Annotated in this window: 20 protein-coding genes and 1 pseudogene; 14 read left to right on the top strand and 7 right to left on the bottom strand. The window is 69.0% G+C overall.

Annotated features, from left to right (window positions below; all coding sequences use genetic code 11):
• The 11 genes from ACLP4W_RS03000 to ACLP4W_RS02950 all read left to right on the top strand — a co-directional run.
• On the top strand, positions 1 to 522 hold a 522-nt coding region (locus ACLP4W_RS03000; RefSeq protein ID WP_442383977.1), incomplete at its 5' end, for an aldo/keto reductase.
• Positions 523 to 532: 10 nt separating this feature from the next.
• Positions 533 to 988, top strand: coding sequence for a nitroreductase family deazaflavin-dependent oxidoreductase (locus ACLP4W_RS02995; protein WP_442383975.1), 456 nt, complete (start codon positions 533 to 535; stop codon positions 986 to 988).
• A gap of 13 nt (positions 989 to 1001) precedes the next feature.
• Entirely contained in the window at positions 1002 to 1904 is a 903-nt protein-coding gene (locus tag ACLP4W_RS02990; protein ID WP_442383973.1) for a 1,4-dihydroxy-2-naphthoyl-CoA synthase, read from the top strand.
• A 32-nt stretch (positions 1905 to 1936) separates the two neighbouring features.
• Positions 1937 to 2827, top strand: coding sequence for an SDR family oxidoreductase (locus ACLP4W_RS02985; protein WP_442383971.1), 891 nt, complete (start codon positions 1937 to 1939; stop codon positions 2825 to 2827).
• Between the two features lie 2 nt (positions 2828 to 2829).
• Positions 2830 to 3474 carry a maleylpyruvate isomerase family mycothiol-dependent enzyme gene (locus ACLP4W_RS02980; protein WP_442383969.1) on the top strand — a complete coding sequence of 215 codons (645 nt, stop codon included), beginning with the start codon at positions 2830 to 2832 and terminating at the stop codon, positions 3472 to 3474.
• Between the two features lie 38 nt (positions 3475 to 3512).
• Complete coding sequence (locus tag ACLP4W_RS02975; protein ID WP_442383967.1) at positions 3513 to 3920, top strand: VOC family protein; 408 nt, start codon at positions 3513 to 3515, stop codon at positions 3918 to 3920.
• Positions 3921 to 4017: 97 nt separating this feature from the next.
• Entirely contained in the window at positions 4018 to 5244 is a 1227-nt protein-coding gene (locus ACLP4W_RS02970) for an anion permease (protein WP_442383965.1), read from the top strand.
• Positions 5244 to 5543 carry a hypothetical protein gene (locus ACLP4W_RS02965; protein ID WP_442383963.1) on the top strand — a complete coding sequence of 100 codons (300 nt, stop codon included), beginning with the start codon at positions 5244 to 5246 and terminating at the stop codon, positions 5541 to 5543. Before ACLP4W_RS02970 ends, ACLP4W_RS02965 begins: the two co-directional genes overlap by 1 nt.
• Positions 5544 to 5600: 57 nt before the next feature.
• The gene (locus tag ACLP4W_RS02960) at positions 5601 to 5903 is read left to right on the top strand and encodes a DUF3349 domain-containing protein (protein ID WP_442383961.1); all 303 of its coding nucleotides are present in this window, start codon (positions 5601 to 5603) and stop codon (positions 5901 to 5903) included.
• Between the two features lie 68 nt (positions 5904 to 5971).
• Positions 5972 to 7069: an o-succinylbenzoate--CoA ligase gene (gene menE, locus ACLP4W_RS02955; RefSeq protein ID WP_442383989.1), complete on the top strand. Its 1098-nt coding sequence runs from the start codon at positions 5972 to 5974 to the stop codon at positions 7067 to 7069.
• A 17-nt stretch (positions 7070 to 7086) separates the two neighbouring features.
• On the top strand, positions 7087 to 8445 hold the full coding sequence (locus tag ACLP4W_RS02950; protein WP_442383987.1) for a hypothetical protein: 1359 nt from the start codon (positions 7087 to 7089) through the stop codon (positions 8443 to 8445).
• Between the two features lie 6 nt (positions 8446 to 8451).
• Here ACLP4W_RS02950 and ACLP4W_RS02945 read toward each other — a convergent pair whose 3' ends face one another.
• From ACLP4W_RS02945 to ACLP4W_RS02930, 4 genes and pseudogenes are all read right to left on the bottom strand, one after another.
• Positions 8452 to 9114 carry a TIGR04282 family arsenosugar biosynthesis glycosyltransferase gene (locus tag ACLP4W_RS02945; protein ID WP_442383959.1) on the bottom strand — a complete coding sequence of 221 codons (663 nt, stop codon included), beginning with the start codon at positions 9112 to 9114 and terminating at the stop codon, positions 8452 to 8454.
• Positions 9111 to 9767, bottom strand: coding sequence for a glycosyltransferase family 2 protein (locus ACLP4W_RS02940; RefSeq protein ID WP_442383957.1), 657 nt, complete (start codon positions 9765 to 9767; stop codon positions 9111 to 9113). The genes ACLP4W_RS02945 and ACLP4W_RS02940 overlap by 4 nt, the downstream gene beginning before the upstream one ends.
• Before the next feature lie 28 nt (positions 9768 to 9795).
• Positions 9796 to 11421 (bottom strand): hypothetical protein, encoded by a 1626-nt coding sequence (locus ACLP4W_RS02935; RefSeq protein ID WP_442383985.1) that lies wholly within the window; start codon positions 11419 to 11421, stop codon positions 9796 to 9798.
• 150 nt (positions 11422 to 11571) lie between these two features.
• A pseudogene (locus tag ACLP4W_RS02930) lies at positions 11572 to 12081 on the bottom strand (hypothetical protein); the annotation flags it as partial.
• A 264-nt stretch (positions 12082 to 12345) separates the two neighbouring features.
• Between ACLP4W_RS02930 and ACLP4W_RS02925 the strand changes: the two are divergent.
• The gene (locus tag ACLP4W_RS02925; protein WP_442383983.1) at positions 12346 to 14007 is read left to right on the top strand and encodes a DUF7937 domain-containing protein; all 1662 of its coding nucleotides are present in this window, start codon (positions 12346 to 12348) and stop codon (positions 14005 to 14007) included.
• A 6-nt stretch (positions 14008 to 14013) separates the two neighbouring features.
• On the opposite strand, the gene ACLP4W_RS02920 is transcribed toward ACLP4W_RS02925, so the two are convergent.
• Positions 14014 to 15060, bottom strand: coding sequence for an NAD-dependent epimerase/dehydratase family protein (locus tag ACLP4W_RS02920; protein WP_442383955.1), 1047 nt, complete (start codon positions 15058 to 15060; stop codon positions 14014 to 14016).
• A complete protein-coding gene (locus ACLP4W_RS02915) occupies positions 15057 to 15842 on the bottom strand; it encodes an S-methyl-5'-thioadenosine phosphorylase (protein ID WP_442383953.1) in 786 nt (261 codons plus the stop codon). The genes ACLP4W_RS02920 and ACLP4W_RS02915 overlap by 4 nt, the downstream gene beginning before the upstream one ends.
• 84 nt (positions 15843 to 15926) lie before the next feature.
• On the opposite strand from ACLP4W_RS02915, the gene ACLP4W_RS02910 reads away from it, so the two are divergent.
• A complete protein-coding gene (locus tag ACLP4W_RS02910) occupies positions 15927 to 16799 on the top strand; it encodes a 1,4-dihydroxy-2-naphthoate polyprenyltransferase (RefSeq protein WP_442383951.1) in 873 nt (290 codons plus the stop codon).
• Here the strand turns inward: ACLP4W_RS02910 and ACLP4W_RS02905 are convergent.
• Complete coding sequence (locus ACLP4W_RS02905) at positions 16793 to 17155, bottom strand: DUF4229 domain-containing protein (RefSeq protein WP_442383949.1); 363 nt, start codon at positions 17153 to 17155, stop codon at positions 16793 to 16795. The genes ACLP4W_RS02910 and ACLP4W_RS02905 overlap by 7 nt on opposite strands.
• A 46-nt stretch (positions 17156 to 17201) precedes the next feature.
• Between ACLP4W_RS02905 and ACLP4W_RS02900 the strand changes: the two genes are divergently transcribed.
• Complete coding sequence (locus tag ACLP4W_RS02900; RefSeq protein WP_442383947.1) at positions 17202 to 17351, top strand: hypothetical protein; 150 nt, start codon at positions 17202 to 17204, stop codon at positions 17349 to 17351.
• Positions 17352 to 17381: the final 30 nt, after the last annotated feature.

The raw sequence follows: 17381 nt of genomic DNA, 5'->3' as shown, positions 1-17381 counted from the left end.
GGCGACCAGGTTGTCGACCTCGACGACCAGCTGGCCGAGATGATCGCGCTGCGTGACGAGGGCAAGATCGGCGCGATCGGCGTCAGCAACGTGGCACTCGAAGTGCTGCAGCGGGCGCTGCCGGCGGGAATCGTCTGCGTGCAGAACGCCTACAGCGTGCTCGACCGCAGCCAGGAAGAGATGCTCGACTTCTGTGTGGGCGAGGGCATCGCCTGGGTGCCGTTCTTCCCGCTCGGATCGGCCTTCGCCGGCTTCCCGAGCGTCGCCGACAACGCGGTGGTGCGTGAGATCGCCGCCGAACTCGGCGCCACGCCGGCCCAGGTCGGGCTGGCCTGGCTGCTGGCCCACGCGCCGAACACCCTGTTGATTCCGGGCACCCGGTCGATTGCGCACCTCGAAGAGAACGTCGCCGCGGGCAGCGTCGCCCTGAGCGCGGAAGCTCGCGCGCGACTCGACGCCGTCAGCGCGCCCGGGGCTGGCACGCAACCCCACGGCACCGAGCCCTTCCAGCACGCCAGGTAGCGTCGCTGCCATGGGCAGCGACAAAACGGTCAAGCCGCCGTGGTGGCTGAAGCCGGCGAACAAGGTCGTCATCCAGATGTCGCGGCTGGGCCTGAGTTTCGGCGGCGAGAGCCCAGTCGTGTTGACGGTGAAAGGGCGAAAGTCCGGACGTGACCGGTCGACGCCGGTGACACCGATGACGGTCGACGGCAATCAGTACGTCGTCGCCGGATTTCCCGGCGCCGACTGGGTGGCCAACGTGCGCGCCGCCGGACAGGTGACGCTAACGCGCGGCCGCCGCGCCCGGCGGGTGCAAATGGTGGAGTTGTCCGCCGAGGATGCCCGGCCGTTTTTGCGTGCATTCCCAACCGAGGTGCCCACCGGCGTCGGCTTCATGAAGCGAGCCGGACTCGTCACCGAGGGCCGCCCCGACGAGTTCGAGGCTCTGGCCGGCCTCTGCGCAGTGTTCCGCCTGGATCAGGTATAGGAGTTCAAAATCATTGATTGACAACCCATTTGATGCGCAGGCCTGGCGACCGGTCGACGGGTTCGGCGATCTGACCGACATCACCTACCACCGGCATGTCGAAGATGCCACAGTTCGGGTGGCGTTTGATCGGCCCGAGGTGCGCAATGCGTTTCGCCCGCACACCGTCGACGAGCTGTACCGGGCGCTCGACCACGCCCGGATGTCCCCCGATGTGGGCGTGGTGCTGCTGACCGGCAACGGGCCGTCGCCAAAAGACGGCGGCTGGGCGTTTTGCTCGGGAGGCGATCAGCGCATCCGCGGCCGCTCCGGCTATCAATACGCATCCGGAGATACCGCGGACTCTGTAGACGTCGCCCGCGCCGGCCGCCTGCACATCCTCGAGGTGCAGCGGCTGATCCGGTTCATGCCCAAGGTGGTCATCTGCCTGGTCAACGGGTGGGCCGCCGGCGGCGGGCACAGCCTGCACGTGGTCTGCGATCTGACCCTGGCCAGCCGCGAGCACGCCCGCTTCAAGCAGACCGACGCGGACGTGGGCAGCTTCGACGGCGGCTACGGCAGCGCATACCTGGCGCGGCAGGTGGGCCAGAAGTTCGCCCGCGAGATCTTCTTCCTCGGCCGTACCTACACCGCCGAGCAGATGCACCACATGGGCGCAGTCAACGAGGTCGTCGAGCACGCCGAGCTAGAGCGGGCCGGCCTGGAATGGGCGGCCGAGATCAACGCCAAATCTCCTCAGGCGCAGCGGATGCTGAAGTTCGCCTTCAACCTGCTCGACGACGGGCTGGTGGGTCAGCAGCTGTTCGCCGGTGAAGCCACCCGGCTGGCGTACATGACCGACGAGGCCGTCGAAGGCCGCGATGCGTTCCTGCAAAAGCGCGCCCCGGACTGGAGTCGCTTCCCCCGCTACTTCTGAGGGGATCAGCGGCCCGCCTACACTCCCCACCTGTGCGCAAGAGTCCGCTTCGCCGGTTCACCGATCAGATCGCGCTGGCGACCATGCGACCGCCGATTTCGCCGCAAGTGCTGGTCAACCGGCCCTTAATCAAACCCGTCGACCTCGACGGCAAGCGGATCCTGCTCACCGGAGCATCGTCGGGCATCGGCGAGGCCGGTGCCGAGCAGTTGGCCCGCCACGGCGCCACGGTCATCGTCGTCGCCCGCCGCCAGGATCTGCTGGACGCGCTGGCCGATCGGATCAGCACGGCGGGCGGATCCGCGATATCGATCCCCTGCGACGTTTCCGACATGGCCGCCGTCGACGCATTGGTCGCCGACGTCGAAAAGCGCATCGGCGGCGTCGACATCCTGATCAACAACGCCGGCCGGTCCATCCGCCGGCCGCTGGCCGAGTCGCTGGAACGCTGGCACGACGTCGAGCGGACCATGGTGCTCAACTACTACGCGCCGCTGCGGCTGGTCCGCGGGCTCGCACCCGGGATGCTCGAGCGCGGCGACGGCCACATCATCAACGTCTCGACCTGGGGTGTGCTGTCGGAGGCGTCGCCGCTGTTCGCGGTCTACAACGCGTCGAAGGCCGCACTGTCGACGGTGAGCCGGGTCATCGAAACCGAGTGGGGCCAAAGAGGCGTGCACTCGACGACGCTGTACTACCCGCTGGTGGCCACGCCGATGATCGCACCGACGAAGGCCTACGAGGGAGTGCCGGCACTGACGTCGGAAGAGGCCGCCGAGTGGATGGTCACCGCGGCCCGCACCCGCCCGGTGCGGATCGCGCCGCGGATGGCGATCGCAGCCAAGGCGCTCGACATCGTCGGCCCCCGTTGGGTAAACACGCTGATGCAGCGGCAGAACATCCAGCCCAACCACGAAAGTTAACTGTGTCTGATCTCTGGGCCACGATTGCAGCCGAGCGCGGCGCGCTCGCCAGCGACCTCGCCGACCTGACGCCGGCGCAGTGGGATACGCCGTCGCTGTGCACGGACTGGACGGTCCGCGACATAGTCGCGCACCTGTCGGCGACCGCATCGCTAAACCCGGCCACGTTCTTTCTCGGGATGGCCAAGGCCGGGTTCAACTTCGGCAAGTTCGCCAACGGCCAGATCGCGAGGCACCGCGGCGCCGATCCGGCCGCCACCCTGGCGGAATTCCGGGGACTGCAGAATTCCACCTCTGCACCGCCGGGGCCGAAAGCCTCCTGGCTGGGTGAGGTGGTGGTGCACGGCGCCGATGTGCGCCGTCCGCTGGGCATCCCGCACACCTACGCGCCGGGCGCGGTTCGTCAGGTGATCGACTTCTACAAGGGCTCCAACATGCTCATCGGCTCCAAGAACCGCATCGCCGGGCTGGCCCTGCATGCCACCGACCATGACTGGCAGCAGGGACAGGGCGACCCTGATGCGCAAGCCGTCGAGGGCCCGCTGCTCTCGCTGCTGCTCGCCATGACCGGCCGGGCCGCCGCATGCGACGACCTCGCCGGCCCCGGCGTGCCAACGCTTCGCGGCCGATGCACAAGGACAAATTAGAGACGTGGACGCGCTAGAGACGTGATAGACACGACGCTATGGAGATCCTGGCCAGCCGGATGCTGCTCCGGCCGGCGGACTATCGGCGGTCGTTGAGCTTCTACCGCGACCAGATCGGCCTGGCGATAGCCCGTGAATACGGCGCGGGCACAGTGTTTTTCGCGGGCCAGTCTTTGTTGGAGCTGGCCGGCTTCGGCTCACCGGACCACTCCCGGGGACCCTTCCCCGGTGCGCTGTGGCTGCAGGTCCGGGACATTGCGGCAACCCAGGACGAGCTGAGGGGCCGGGGAGTGTCGATCACCCGCGAGGCGCGCCGCGAACCATGGGGACTGCACGAGATGCACGTGACCGATCCGGACGGAATCACGCTGATTTTCGTCGAGGTGCCGGGGGATCACCCGCTGCGCCGCGACACCCGAGGCGACCGCCAGGGAACCGCTGGTTAACGAGAAGCTAACATCTAACGACAAGTCGAGGTACACCTGCGTTTCGGCTGCCTCTGCATTCGACAATTTCATCCCCCAACTACGAGAATCAGGCGCTGTGAACATCGATTTGTTCCTCTTGATCATTGTCGTAATCACGGCACTCGCTTTCGATTTCACCAACGGCTTCCACGACACCGGCAATGCGATGGCGACCTCCATCGCCAGCGGTGCGCTGGCGCCGAAGGCGGCCGTCGCGCTGTCCGCGGTGCTCAACCTGGCGGGCGCATTCATGTCCACCGCCGTCGCGGCCACCATCGCCAAAGGTTTGATCGACGGGCACATCGTCACGCTGGAACTGGTGTTCGCCGGCCTGGTCGGCGGCATCGTCTGGAACCTGCTGACCTGGCTCCTCGGCATCCCCTCGAGTTCCTCGCACGCACTGATCGGCGGCATCGTCGGCGCGACGATCGCCGCCGCCGGCGCGCACGGGGTGATCTGGAAGGGCCTGGTGTCCAAGGTGCTCATCCCGGCCGTCATCGCCGCGATCCTGGCCATCGCCGTCGGGGCGATAGCGACCTGGCTGGTCTACCGCATCACCCGCGGCATTCCCACCCAGCGCACCGAGGCCGGCTTCCGGTACGGCCAGTGGGGTTCGGCCTCGCTGGTCTCCCTGGCGCACGGCACCGGCGACGCACAGAAGACGATGGGCATCATCTTCCTGGCCCTGATGTCCTACGGGTCGATCAGCAAGAGCGCCGCCGCGCCGCCGCTGTGGGTCATCGTCGGTTGCGCCCTGTCGATGGCGGCGGGCACCTACCTGGGCGGCTGGCGGATCATCCGCACCCTGGGCAAGGGGCTGGTCGAGATCAAGTCGCCGCAAGGCATGGCCGCCGAATCGTCCTCGGCCGCAGTCATCCTGCTGTCCACCCACTTCGGCTACGCGCTGTCGACCACGCAGGTCTGCACCGGCTCGGTGCTGGGCAGCGGGCTGGGCAAGCCCGGCGGCGAGGTGCGCTGGGGCGTGGCCGGCCGGATGGGGGTCGCGTGGCTGGTAACGCTTCCGTTGGCCGGGTTGGTCGGGGCGATCACCTACTGGATCGTCCACCTCATCGGCGGATACCCCGGCGCCATCATCGGCTTCGGGCTGCTGGTCGCGGTCTCTACCCTCATCTACATCCGGTCGCGGAGGGTCAAGGTCGACCACAAGAACGTCAACGCCGAATGGGAAGGCAGCCTCACCGCCGGTCTCGAGGAAGAACATCAACCGCCGCCCGGTGGTCCGAAGGTAGGCGCGTCTCGATCCGGCTCCGATGACGACACCATGATCGCGGGGAACGCCTGATGAGCCACTTCAGCGACTGGTTCAACTACCAGGCCTCACTGAAGATCCTGCTCTTCAGCATGCTGGCCGGTGCCGCACTGCCGGCGCTGTTCGCACTTGGACTCCGGTTCCAGGCCGTCGGGACTGGACACGTCAACAGCGACGGCGGCACACCGCACAAGAATCCGGTACTGGTGGCGATCGCCGTGGCGATCTACGCGTTGGTCATTGCGGTGATCGCGTTCGCTCTGCTGTACATCTCCCGCGACTTCATCGCGCACCAGACAAGCCACCCTTTCCTGGGAGCAAAGCCCAAGTAGGATCGAATCGTTGCCCACCGAGTTGCCGAGCCGAACGCCGGGGGGAGTTGTAGCAGCGTGAACGGATTTCTCAGTTCGATCGTCTCGTGGCTGCGCGCGGGATATCCGGAGGGCATCCCGCCGACCGACACCTTCGCCGTGCTCGCGTTGCTGACCCGCCGGTTGAGCAACGACGAAGCCTTAGCCGTGGCCAATGAGCTGGTGCGGCGCGGCGAGTTCGACGATGTCGACATCGGCGTGCTGATAACCCAGCTCACCGACGAGTTGCCGTCACCCGAGGACGTCGAACGGGTGCGGGTGCGGTTGGCTGCCCAGGGCTGGCCGTTCGACGAGCCCCACGAGGCCGAGGACCACGCATAGCGGTCCTGCGCGCGCTCAGCGTGCCATCGGGCTCCGCCGCCGCGGTCCTGATGCCCGCGCTGGAACGGGTGCTGGACGGCCGCGATCCCGCGCTGGTCGCGGTGCCGGCCGACCGCGATCGCGAATCCGAGTTGCGCGCTCTGCGGGTGGGCTCCGAGATAGACGACGATGTGGCCCTGGTGGTGACGACGTCGGGCACCACCGGTACACCCAAGGGAGCCTTGCTGACCGCCGCCGCCCTGACCGCCAGCGCGTCGGCCACCCACGCCCGTCTCGGCGGACCGGGAAGCTGGCTGCTGGCTTTGCCGCCGTATCACATCGCCGGCCTGCAGGTGCTGGTGCGCAGCGTGCTCGCCGGCTCGGTACCTGCCGAGCTGGACGTCACTAATGCATCCAGGGGGTTCGACATCACCCGACTGCCCGGCGCGGTCAGGCGTTTGAGCTCAGGCCGGCGATACACCTCACTGGTTGCCGCCCAGCTGGCCAAAGCGCTCACCGACCCGGCGGCCGCCGCCGCGCTCGCCGAACTCGACGCGGTACTCCTCGGTGGCGGACCGGCTCCGCGCCCGATCCTGGACGCCGCAGCGGCGGCGGGCATCGCGGTGGTCCGCACGTACGGGATGAGCGAGACCGCGGGAGGCTGCGTGTACGACGGTGTCCCGCTGGACGGGGTCCTGCTGCGGGTGGATGACGGGCGCATCGTCATCGGTGGCGCGACGCTGGCCAAGGGCTACCGCAACCCGGTCGATCCCGACCCGTTCGCCGAACCGGGCTGGTTTTATACCGACGACCTGGGCGCCATTGACTGCACGGGCGAGGCGGGCGTGCTGACGGTGCTGGGCCGCGCCGACGACGCGGTCAGCACCGGCGGGTTGACCGTGCTGCCCCAGCCGGTCGAGGCCGCGCTGTGCACCCACCCCGCCGTCGATGACTGCGCGGTTTTCGGTGTGGTCGACGACCGGCTGGGGCAGCGGGTGGTCGCGGCGGTTGTGGTGCGCGACGGGTGCCAACCACCGACGCTGGACGCGTTGCGGGCCCATGTGACCCGCACGCTCGATGTCACCGCTGCGCCGCGCGAGCTGCACATCGTTGACGCGCTGCCGCGACGCGGCATCGGCAAGGTCGACAGGACGGCGTTGGTGCGCCGGTTCGGCGGCGGTCAATAGGCTGGTCGATCGTGAGGATTGCCCGACGGCAGGCATGGCGAGAGTCATCAGCCGTCGCGGTCGGGGTCGTCCTGGTGGCGGCGGCGTTCGTGCTGCCGCGGTTGCACTGGGGTGTGCGGCCGCGCTTCGATGTCGGCCAGGAGCGATTCGGCACGCACACCGGCGCCTCACCGATCTTCGGGGCGTGGGAGATCCACGCCAGCTGGGGAACCGGGCCGGCCATTCTCATCGCCGCGGCCGCTGTGGTCTGGGGACCGGCTGTGGCACAACGTCTTTCGTGGCGGGTACTGACGCTGGGCACCTGGACCACCGCCTGCGGGTGGGCGTTTGCCCTGGCGATGATCGACGGCTGGCAACGCGGCTTCGCCGGACGATTGACCACCAGGGACGAGTATTTGTCGCAGGTGCCCAGCATCACCGACATTCCGGCCGCCGTGCGCACGTTCTCCAGCCGGATTCTCGACTATCAACCCAATTCCTGGGTCACCCATGTCTCGGGGCATCCGCCGGGTGCGCTGCTGACGTTCGTATGTCTGGACCGCATCGGCCTGCACGGCGGCGCCTGGGCCGGCCTGCTGTGCCTGCTGGCCGGCTCCAGCGCGGCGGCGGCCGTGCTGGTCGCCGTCCGCGCGCTGGCCGACGAGCAGACCGCGCGGCGGGCCGCGCCGTTCGTCGCGGTAGCACCCACGGCGATTTGGGTCGCGGTGTCGGCCGATGGGTACTTCGCCGGCGTCATGGCCTGGGGCATCGCGTTGTTGGCCGTGGCGGTGCACCGCGCGGTCCGGTTCCCCGCGCTGGTTGCTGCCGGCGCCGGTTTGCTGTTGGGCTGGGGCGTTTTCCTCAGCTACGGCCTGATTTTGATGGGGCTGCCGGCATTGGCGGTGCTGGTGTCCGCCTCCGATTGGCGGGCGGTGCTGCGGGTGCTCGGCCCGGCGGCGCTGGCCGCGGTGGCCGTTGCGGTGACGTTCGCCGTCGCGGGGTTCTACTGGTTCGACGGCTATGCCCTTGTGCAGCAACGCTATTGGCAGGGAATCGCCAAATACCGGCCATTCCAGTATTGGAGCTGGGCCAACCTGGCGTGCGTGGTGTGTGCGATCGGACTGGGTAGCGTCGCCGGGATCAGCCGCGTCTTCGACTTAGCCGCCATCCGTCGCCGCTCCGGTTTTCATCTGCTGCTGCTGGCAATGCTGGCCGCGATCGCCTGGGCGGACTTGAGCATGCTGAGTAAGGCGGAGGTGGAACGGATCTGGCTGCCGTTCACCATCTGGCTCACCGCGGCGCCCGCACTGCTGCCGGTGCGGTCACACCGGTTGTGGCTGGCGCTCAACGCCGCCGGAGCCCTGCTGGTGAACACCGTCATGGTCACGAACTGGTAGCCGGCCTCAGAGTCCGGCCGCGCGGGTGACCCGCGCGAAGCGGCTGGCGGGCCCGCAGGCGTCGCGCACGGTGGCGACGTCGTCGACGACGTCGAGGTCAGTCAGCCGTTGCACCTGGGTTACGTCAATACCGTTGTTACGCAACGCCTTCAACGTGAGTTCCCCGGTATCGGATTGAGACATCGGGATGCCGCGCAGGCATTCGGCCATCGTCGGGGTCGCCACCCCGAGCACCCACCAGCCGCCGTCGTGCGCCAACCCGAGCACGGCCGGCGCGTCGAGCAAGCGGCGGGCGCAATCGGTCAACAGTTCGGCGGTCGCCTGCGGGGTGTCCATCCCGATTTGCAGCACCGGATACCCGTCAGCCGAGTCGGCGTGTGCGTTGGCGAGGCGGTCGGCGAAGCCGTCACCGCGCTGCGGAATGACAGTGAAGGACTCCAGGCGTCGCCGGATCTCGGTGGCGCCCGCGGCGGTGTCCAGGTCGCCGGTGAATGCCACCACCCGGGCCGCCACCGGCGCGGCGGCCACGGCGTCCAGCGTGTCCAGCAACGCGGCGGCGGCGATCTCTGCGGCGACCCGGGCACCGACCGTCGCCGCGAGCCGCGTCTTGGCCCGGCCGGGTTCCGGCGCTTTGGCGACCACCAGCAGGGTCACCGGCAGCACGCTCAAGAAATCACCTTCCAGAAGTCCAGGATCGCGGTCATGCTGCCCCGCAGGGAACCGCTGACCTTCGACTTGCCGCCCGTCCGGGGACCGTAGCTGACGTCGAGCTCGACGACGCGCCAGCCGGCGGCCGCCGCACGGACCAGCAGTTCCAGCGGATACCCCGACCGCCTGTCGACGACACCCAGGCTCAGCAGCGCCTCCCGTCGGGCCACCCGCATCGGCGCGATGTCGTGCACGGGTAGGCCGTGGCGGGCACGCAGCCGCCAGCTCATCACCACGGTGCCCACCCGGGCGACCCAGGGCCAGTGCAGTCCCGGCACCGGTCGGCGCCGGCCGATCACCAGGTCGGCGCCCTGGTCGAGTGCGGCGACCAGCCGGGGCAGGTCACCGGCATCCAGCGAGCCGTCGGCGTCGATGACCGCCACGATCGGGGTCGTCGCGGCCACCACGCCCGCGTGCACCGCCGAGCCGTACCCAGGCCGGGGTTCGGCGACCACCCGGGCGCCGCTGCGGCTGGCGACCCCCGCGGTGTCGTCGGTGCTGTTGTTGTCGACCACCAGCGCGTGATAGCCGGCGGGAATTGCTGCCAGCACCGAAGGCAGCGACTCCTCCTCGTTGAGGCAGGGCAGCACCACCGTGACCGCGTCGTCGGGCATGCCATCCGACACTAGGCGGGGACCGGAATCAGTGGTGAGGGGCGGCGGTGGTTGGCTTCGGGGCCACGGGCTGCTGGGGCTGCTGAACCGGCGGCTTGGGAGCCACGGTCTGCTGCGTGGGCTGCTGCGTGGGCTGCTGCGTCGGCTTCGGAGCGACGGTCGTCGGGGCGGCGGTCGTCGGCTTCGGGGCCACCGTCGTGGGCGGCGTCGTCGGCTCCGTGCTCGGCGGTGTGGTCGGCGCCGTGCTGGGCGGCGTCGTGGGCACCGTGGTGGGCGGTGGTGTCGTGGGCGGAGTAGTGGGCGTCGGGAACGTGGTCGTGGGCCCTATCGGTGGCTGCCAGCCTGGATACGGTGGCTGCCAGCCTGGGTACGGTGGCCGCCAGCCTGGGAACGGAATGATGATCGGGATCGGGATTGGCCCATTCGGGTTGGGCACGAAGCCCGGCACGCCCGGCGATTGAGGCGCCGGGGCAACCGGCTCCGTCCCGCCCTGCGTCAGCTGCGGCGGAATGTAGCCGTTGGAGTCCGGAATGACGCCGCCCTGGAATCCCGCGTTCGGCGCATCCACCGGGGGCGCTGGCACCGGCGCCTGCTGTTGCGTCGGCAGCAGCGGCATGAACTTTCCGGGCTGGGCGTTCTGGTGTCCCACCACCGGCTGTTGACTCGCGGCCGGCCGAACGGCGATGACCACCGCGGCGGCCAGCGACGCGAATCCGATAACCGCGAACGCGATGACGGCATTGCCGAGCACTAATGACCGTCTGCTGAGCGGCGCCCGGCCGGTCCCGGGTTCGGCGTCGTCAACGTCGTCGTACTCGCCGGCGAACTCGTCCAGCACGGGTGGCTCGCCCTCGCCGGCCTGCGAGTACGCCAGCTGCGGTTCCTCCGCAGCCGACTCGGCCGCGGGCGCGAACGCGGTCTCCTCTCCGGCGAGCGCAGCCGCGGGCGCCATCGCGGTAGCCGCTCCCGACGTGATCGGGGGTTGGGGCGTCAAGGGCGCCAGCCCCGCCGCCAGCGCCGCACCGCGCGCGAACGCGAAGTCGGGACGCTCTAAAACCTCCACCCGCAGCGGCGATCTGGCGCGAAGCTGGTCGGCGAGGGCGGTCAGATCAGCTAAGGTGCCCAGCACATACGCAGCACTCACCGCGAACGGCGCGGACTGCAGCCACTCCAGCACCATGTCGACGGCCGCGGCGGCGGCGTCCACGCCCTCCAGCGCCACGGTGGCCAAGACGTCCGCGACGGCAGCGGCGCCCAGCGCAAATAAAGTCGCCGCCTCGGCGGTGACAACGAGCGCGACAGCACCGGGCAGCGCGACACCGCGAAAGACGGTCTGCAGCAGCGCCTTCACCGCGCCCGCCTCGGAAACCAGCCCGACGTCGTGAACCCCGGAACTGGCCAGCGCTTGGCGAAGCGCTTCCGCTTGTCCGTGATCGGGCGAGTACAGCCGGGTGGCAACCAGATGGCGGCCCTCGTCGGCCAGCGACTGCTGGACGCCGGCCACGGTCTGGATCAATGTTTCGAACGGCTGGATCGGTAGCTCAATCACCAAGTGCTTGATCGCCGCGTAACCCCCGCCGACGGGCCCCACGAGCGCCAAACGCGCGATCGAACCGGCGACCGCGATGCCCAGCACCGCGTCCGTCGCGGCCAGCCGTCGTGAGCTGAGCCCTACGGGGCCGGTTTTGGCCTCCTCGTCGTCTTCGGGCTCGGTCAGCCACTCCATCGGAAGCAGGTCGGAATCGCCGGCCATCGAGTACGCCAAGTCGGGTCCCACCTGGCCGGCCGGGTGCGTTCCCTGTACCGCGGGGGCCATCGCCGTCGCGTCTCCGGCCAACCCGACCGTGGGGGCCATGCCCGTCGCGTCTCCGGCCAACCCGACCGTGGGGGCCATGCCGGTGGCGTCTCCGGCGAGCCCCACCGCCATGGCCGCGCCACGGGCCAGCGTGACGGTCGGGTCGTCATCGGCCTGAACCGGCGCCCTCGACAGGGAGCGTCCCGCCCCCGAGAAAGCCGTCGCGGCCTGCGATTCCGACAGCACCGCGACGTCCTGGACACCGGAGTCTTCCAATGCCCGCCGCAACCGGTCGGCTCGTTGCGGATCCGACCAGCACAGTCGCGTGGCGAGAAGCCGGTGGTTCTCGTCGGCCAGCAACCGATTCGTCCCGACCACCGTCTCGGTCAACTTCTCGATGGGATGGTCGGCGAGGTCGACGAAAGACTCGTCAATCACGTCGGCACCCTGTGCGCCCGAGCCGACAAGCGCCAAGCGGGCACGGGGGCCTGTGACCGCAACCCCCAAAACGACGTCCATCCCGACTCTCCTTCGGCCGGCTACCCCAAACCAGCATGTCCCGGCATCATTACACTGCGATACCGTCGGCAGTAACAGTCATTCGGGCGACAGCCGCGTCGTCCGAACGGAGATTATGTTTCCAAGTGAGCAACGAAGTCGGCGCGGCAGGGGGTTCCCCCGCCTCGCAACCGAAGTTGCGCCGCCAGTGACCGTCCTCGAAATCCCGGGGGAACCGTGAGCCAGAGCAGCGACGACGCCCCTACCGGCCCCATCCGCGGGCAGATGCAGCGCCCGTCACCGGGCCCCCACCAGAATGCGGCGCCGACGCCGACACGGCGGTGGAACATCGCCCGCGACCTGACCGCGGCCGCCCTGCTCGTCGTCGCGCTGTTGTTGCCGTGGAATCTGTATTTCGGCTTGGGGATCCTTGGCAGCAACAAGGCCGTGTTGGCGGTGCTGTTCGCCGCGACGTTGCTGTCCCTGATCTCGATCGCCGTGGCCGGTTCCTGGAGGTCGTCGAGCGCGCGGTTCAATCCCGCGCTGGCCGGGCGGCTTCGTCTGGCGCTTAACATCCCCTACGCGCTGCTGGTCCTCGGCTTCGTCGCGTTCGACGTGTTCGAGACGGTCCGATTCGGCGGCACGGTGAACGTCCCGGGCGGGGTCGGCCCCGGGGCATGGCTGGGGATCGCCGGCTCACTGCTGGGCGCGCAACCGGTGACCACTGGTCCTAAGGCACCGGACGACGCGGATGACACAGTCAGGCCCGTCCGGATCATCGGCTACGCGTCGATCGTGGGTGCGGCGCTGAGCTTCGGCTTCAACCTGTTCTGGCGGGTGAGATTCGCGCTGCAAAGCACGGGCGGTTCGTCTGATTTCGGCAAGCAGAACATCGCGGTCATCGCGACGGCGGTGGTCTACGGGGTGGTGGCGTTGGTTGCCGTCCTGGTCGCGTCCAGGTGGCTGGTGCGCAGCACCAAGGCTTCCCAGCTCGCGACCATCGCGCTCGGGACATCGACACTGGTCGCCGGGATCCTCGTGTGGGGCCTTCCCGTCGGCCGTGACATCGACGCCTTCCACGGCATAGCGCAGAACACGTCGACGGCCGGAGTTGGTTACGAGGGTTACCTGGCGTGGGCGGCGGCCGCGGCGATTTTGGCGCCGCCGAGACTTTTCGCATACCGGAACACCTCATCGACCGACGAAAATGCCTGGCGTGCGGCGGCGCGAAATGGCTTGCTGCTCATCATCGTTTGGTGCCTGGGGTCGACGATTATGAGAATTACCGACCTCATCGTGGCGGTGAGCCTGAATTACCCGTTCTCGCGATACGACACCATGGTGCTGGCCGCGTTCGATCTGGCTACCGCAGCGCTTGCGATCTGGCTGCGCATCAACCTGGGCAACGACTCGGTGTCCACGAGACTGATCTCGTCGCTGTGCGGGCTCGTCGCCGCCCTGACGATTTCTCGCGTCGTCGTGGGTGTCGCCCTGGCACCGCGGTTCCAGGAATCCCCCGGAGCGGCCCAAAACCCGGTCTATGGAAACGATCTGGCCCAGCAGATCACCAGCACCTTCGACGTGGTGCTGTGTGGTTTGGCCCTGGGCATCCTTATCGCCGCCATCATCACGGGCCAGCTCAGCGGTCGACGCCTGCGGCGCCAACGGCGCCGCGCCGCCCGCAAGCGCGCCGTCCCGCCGGGCGCCCAGCCGCACTCGGTGGCGGCGACGACGCGCATCCCGGTCGGCCACACTCCCCCGCCGTCGGCCGCGGCGACGACCCGCATCCCGACCCGCGCCCCCGCTCCGGAATCGCCCACCACCGCAATACCGCAGCTCGCCCGCTCGCCCCGGATCTTCCGCGGCCCGGAAAACAGGGACTCTGCCACGCGGCAGATACCCGTCCCGAAGCCCGGGATCTTCCGGCCGCCGCACGACTCGACGTAGCACACGTCAACGCAAAGGCGCGAAGGCGAATTCGCGCAACCCGTCGCGCGGGTCGACGGCCGCACGGAAACCCAGCACCTCGGCGGCCCGGGCGGGATCGGCGACGATATGGCGCACGTCCCCGCTGCGGTATTGGCCGGTGATCACCGGGGACACGGAACCACTGGAATCCCTGCGTGCCTGACACAGTGCGGTCGCCACCTCCAGGATCGAGATGGGCCGCCCGGAGCAAACATTGGCGGCGGTAAAGCCATCGTGGTCGGCCGCTGACGACACAGCCGCGAGGTTGGCGGCCGCCACGTCGTCGACGTGGACGAAGTCCCGCATCTGCGCGCCGTCCTCGAAAACCTCCGGCGGCTGGCCTTTTTCCAGTGCCGAACGGAAGATCGCCGCCACCCCGGAATAGGGGGTGTCGCGCGGCATCCCGGGGCCGTAGACGTTGTGGTAGCGCAGCGCCACCACCGAGCCGCCCGTCGCCTCCGACCACGCGAGCGCGTAATGCTCCTGAGCGGTCTTGCTGGCCGCATACAGGCTGCGCGGTCGCAGGGCGGCATCCTCGTTGACCAAGAGCCACGTCACGTCGAGCCCGCAGACCGGACAGCGGTGATCGAAGATCCCAGCGTCGAGGTCGGCGCGCCGCCGCGGCACCGGGTCGATGAGTCCGTGGTCGGGGCAGGCGTAGCGGCCCTGCCCGTAGACCACCATCGACGACGCCAGCACCAGCCGGCGCACCCCGGCGGCGAACATCTGCGCGAGTAAGACCGTGGTGGCGTAATCGTTGTGGCCCCCATAGGCGGGCGCGTCGGCGGCGTTCACGCCGGCACCGACCATCGCCGCCTGATGACACACCAGGTCCACACCGTCCAATAGCGGGGCCAGCGCCTCGCCATCGCGGACGTCGACCCGTCGGCACCCCGGCGGTAACTCCGAGTCCGGGCCGTGCGCGGCGGGCAGCAACGCATCGACGGCGATCACGTCGTGACCCGCTGCCCGCAGCGCCGCGTCCACCCGCGATCCGATGAAACCGGCAGCGCCCGTCAGCAGCACCCTCATGGCAGCTCCACCGGCAACGTGACGCCGGTGTGCGGCAGGCAGTGCGTGCACGCGCGTTCGACGGCGACCCGGCCGATCGCCGCGCGCACCAGTTCCTTGAACAGTTCCATGTTCCTTTCGAATTGCGCGAACACGTCGACGGCCTTCACGCCGTCGCCGACGCTGACACCGGCATCCAGGTCGGTTACCAAAGCGATTGCCGCATAGCATATTTCGAGTTCCCGGGCCAGCACGGCCTCCGGGTAGCCGGTCATGTTGACCAGGCTGAACCCGGCGGAGGCGAACCACCGGCTTTCAGCCCGGGTGGAAAAGCGGGGCCCCTGGATCACCACCATGGTGCCGCCGTCGACCACGTCGGGCAGGCCGGTGACCGCGGCCCGCAACGTCGGGCAGTACGGATCGGCGAAGTTGACGTGGACCGCGCCGGAGTCGAAGTAGGTGTCGGCGCGGCCGTTCGTGCGATCGACCAGCTGGTCGGGCACCACCATGGCGCCGGGGCCGTTTTCGGGGTCGAGGCTGCCGGCGGCGCACGGGCCGAAGACCCGCCGCACCCCCAGCTTGCGCAATGCCCACATGTTGGCCCGGTACGGCACGGTGTGCGCCGAGAATTGGTGGGCCGCACCGTGCCGGGGCAGGAAAGCCACTTCGTGTTCGCCGATGGTGCCTATCGTGACCGGGGCGCTGGGCTCGCCATACGGGGTGTCCACGTTGATGTTGCGGACGGGGCCCTTGGCGGACTCGAAGAAGGTGTAGAAGCCGCTGCCGCCGATCACTCCGAGCATCCGCCCATTGTTGTGCATGGCCCTCGTTCGACCGCGGGTGCGGGGCCCGGACATCCCAGGCCCACATCCTGGCAGGATGTTTTGGTGGCCAGTTTTTCGCAGTGGATCTCGGGTGCGCGGCCCCGGACGCTCCCCAATGCGGTGGCACCCGTCGTCGCGGGTACCGGCGCTGCGGCCTGGCTGCACTCCGCCGTGTGGTGGAAAGCGCTGCTGGCGCTGGCCGTCGCGGTCGCGCTGATCGTCGGCGTCAACTACGCCAACGACTACTCCGACGGCATTCGCGGCACCGATGACGACCGTGCCGGACCGGTGCGGCTGGTGGGCTCGCGGCTGGCGACCCCGCGCTCGGTGGTGACCGCGGCGGTGACCAGTCTGGCGGTTGCCGCGGTCGCGGGGTTGGCGCTGGCGTTGCTCAGCGCGCCGTGGCTGATCGTGGTCGGCGCCGCCTGCATCGCCGGAGCCTGGCTGTACACCGGCGGGTCGAAACCGTACGGCTACGCGGGTCTTGGCGAGGTCGCGGTGTTCGTGTTCTTCGGCCTGGTCGCCGTGCTCGGCACCGAATACACCCAGGCGTTGCGGGTGGATTGGGTGGGACTGGTGCTGGCGGTGTCGATCGGCGCACTGTCGTCGTCGGTGTTGGTGGCCAACAACCTGCGGGACATCCCCACCGACGCGCGGTCACACAAGATCACCCTGGCGGTCCGGCTGGGCGATGCCCGCACCCGGGTCCTCTACCAGGCGCTGCTGGCAACCGCCGGAGTCCTGACGCTGGTGCTCATGGTGTCGACGCCATGGTGCGCCATGGGATTGGTGGCCACGCCGCTGGCGTTGCGCGCCGCGGGCCCGGTGCGATCCGGTCGCGGCGGGCTCGAGCTGATCCCGGTGCTGCGTGACACCGGGCTGGCGATGGTGGTGTGGGCGATCGCGGTGGCGGCAGCGCTGGCGCTGGCTCACTGACCGTGGTGTCCGTCCTGGCCGGCCCCCTCGTCGGATACCGCCTCGCCGCGCAGCCGGGCTTGCAGCTGTTCGCGCTCCCGGCGCCGACGTTCGCCGGCCGTCGCAAGGGCGGCGGTAGCGCGTCGCCGTAGCGGGCCGAACAGCCAGATGCCCAGGGGCATCGCGATGATCAGAGCGAACAACACGGCGACGACGATGGGGAACTGGGTGACACCCAGCAATCGCGCGATCCCGTAGATCGCACCGGTGAGCACGACGGCGAGCAGCAACCGCGCGGCCGCATAGAGCGAAACCTCGACGACTACGCGATTTCCGGCGCGCTCTCCAGTGCTGTTGTCGCTAGGCCCTTCCGACACAACTCGAGCCTACGGCGCGGGTATATTCGCTCAAAGGAGGTGTTGAGTGCTCTACCTGCTGCTCGTCCTGGTCCTGGGGACGCTGATCTACGTTGGCTGGCGCGCAGCGCGTTCACAGGCCAACCGGGCAAAGACTCGCGTCATCGGCCCCGATGACGATCCCGATTTCTTGCGGCGGTTAGGTCACGACGACTAACAACAACCCTCGCTAAAACCCTCGCTAAGC

Source organism: Mycobacterium sp. (genome assembly GCF_052145595.1).
Lineage (GTDB): Bacteria > Actinomycetota > Actinomycetes > Mycobacteriales > Mycobacteriaceae > Mycobacterium.
Note: the sequence above shows the minus strand (reverse complement) of the source record. Positions and strands in the feature narration are given on the sequence as shown.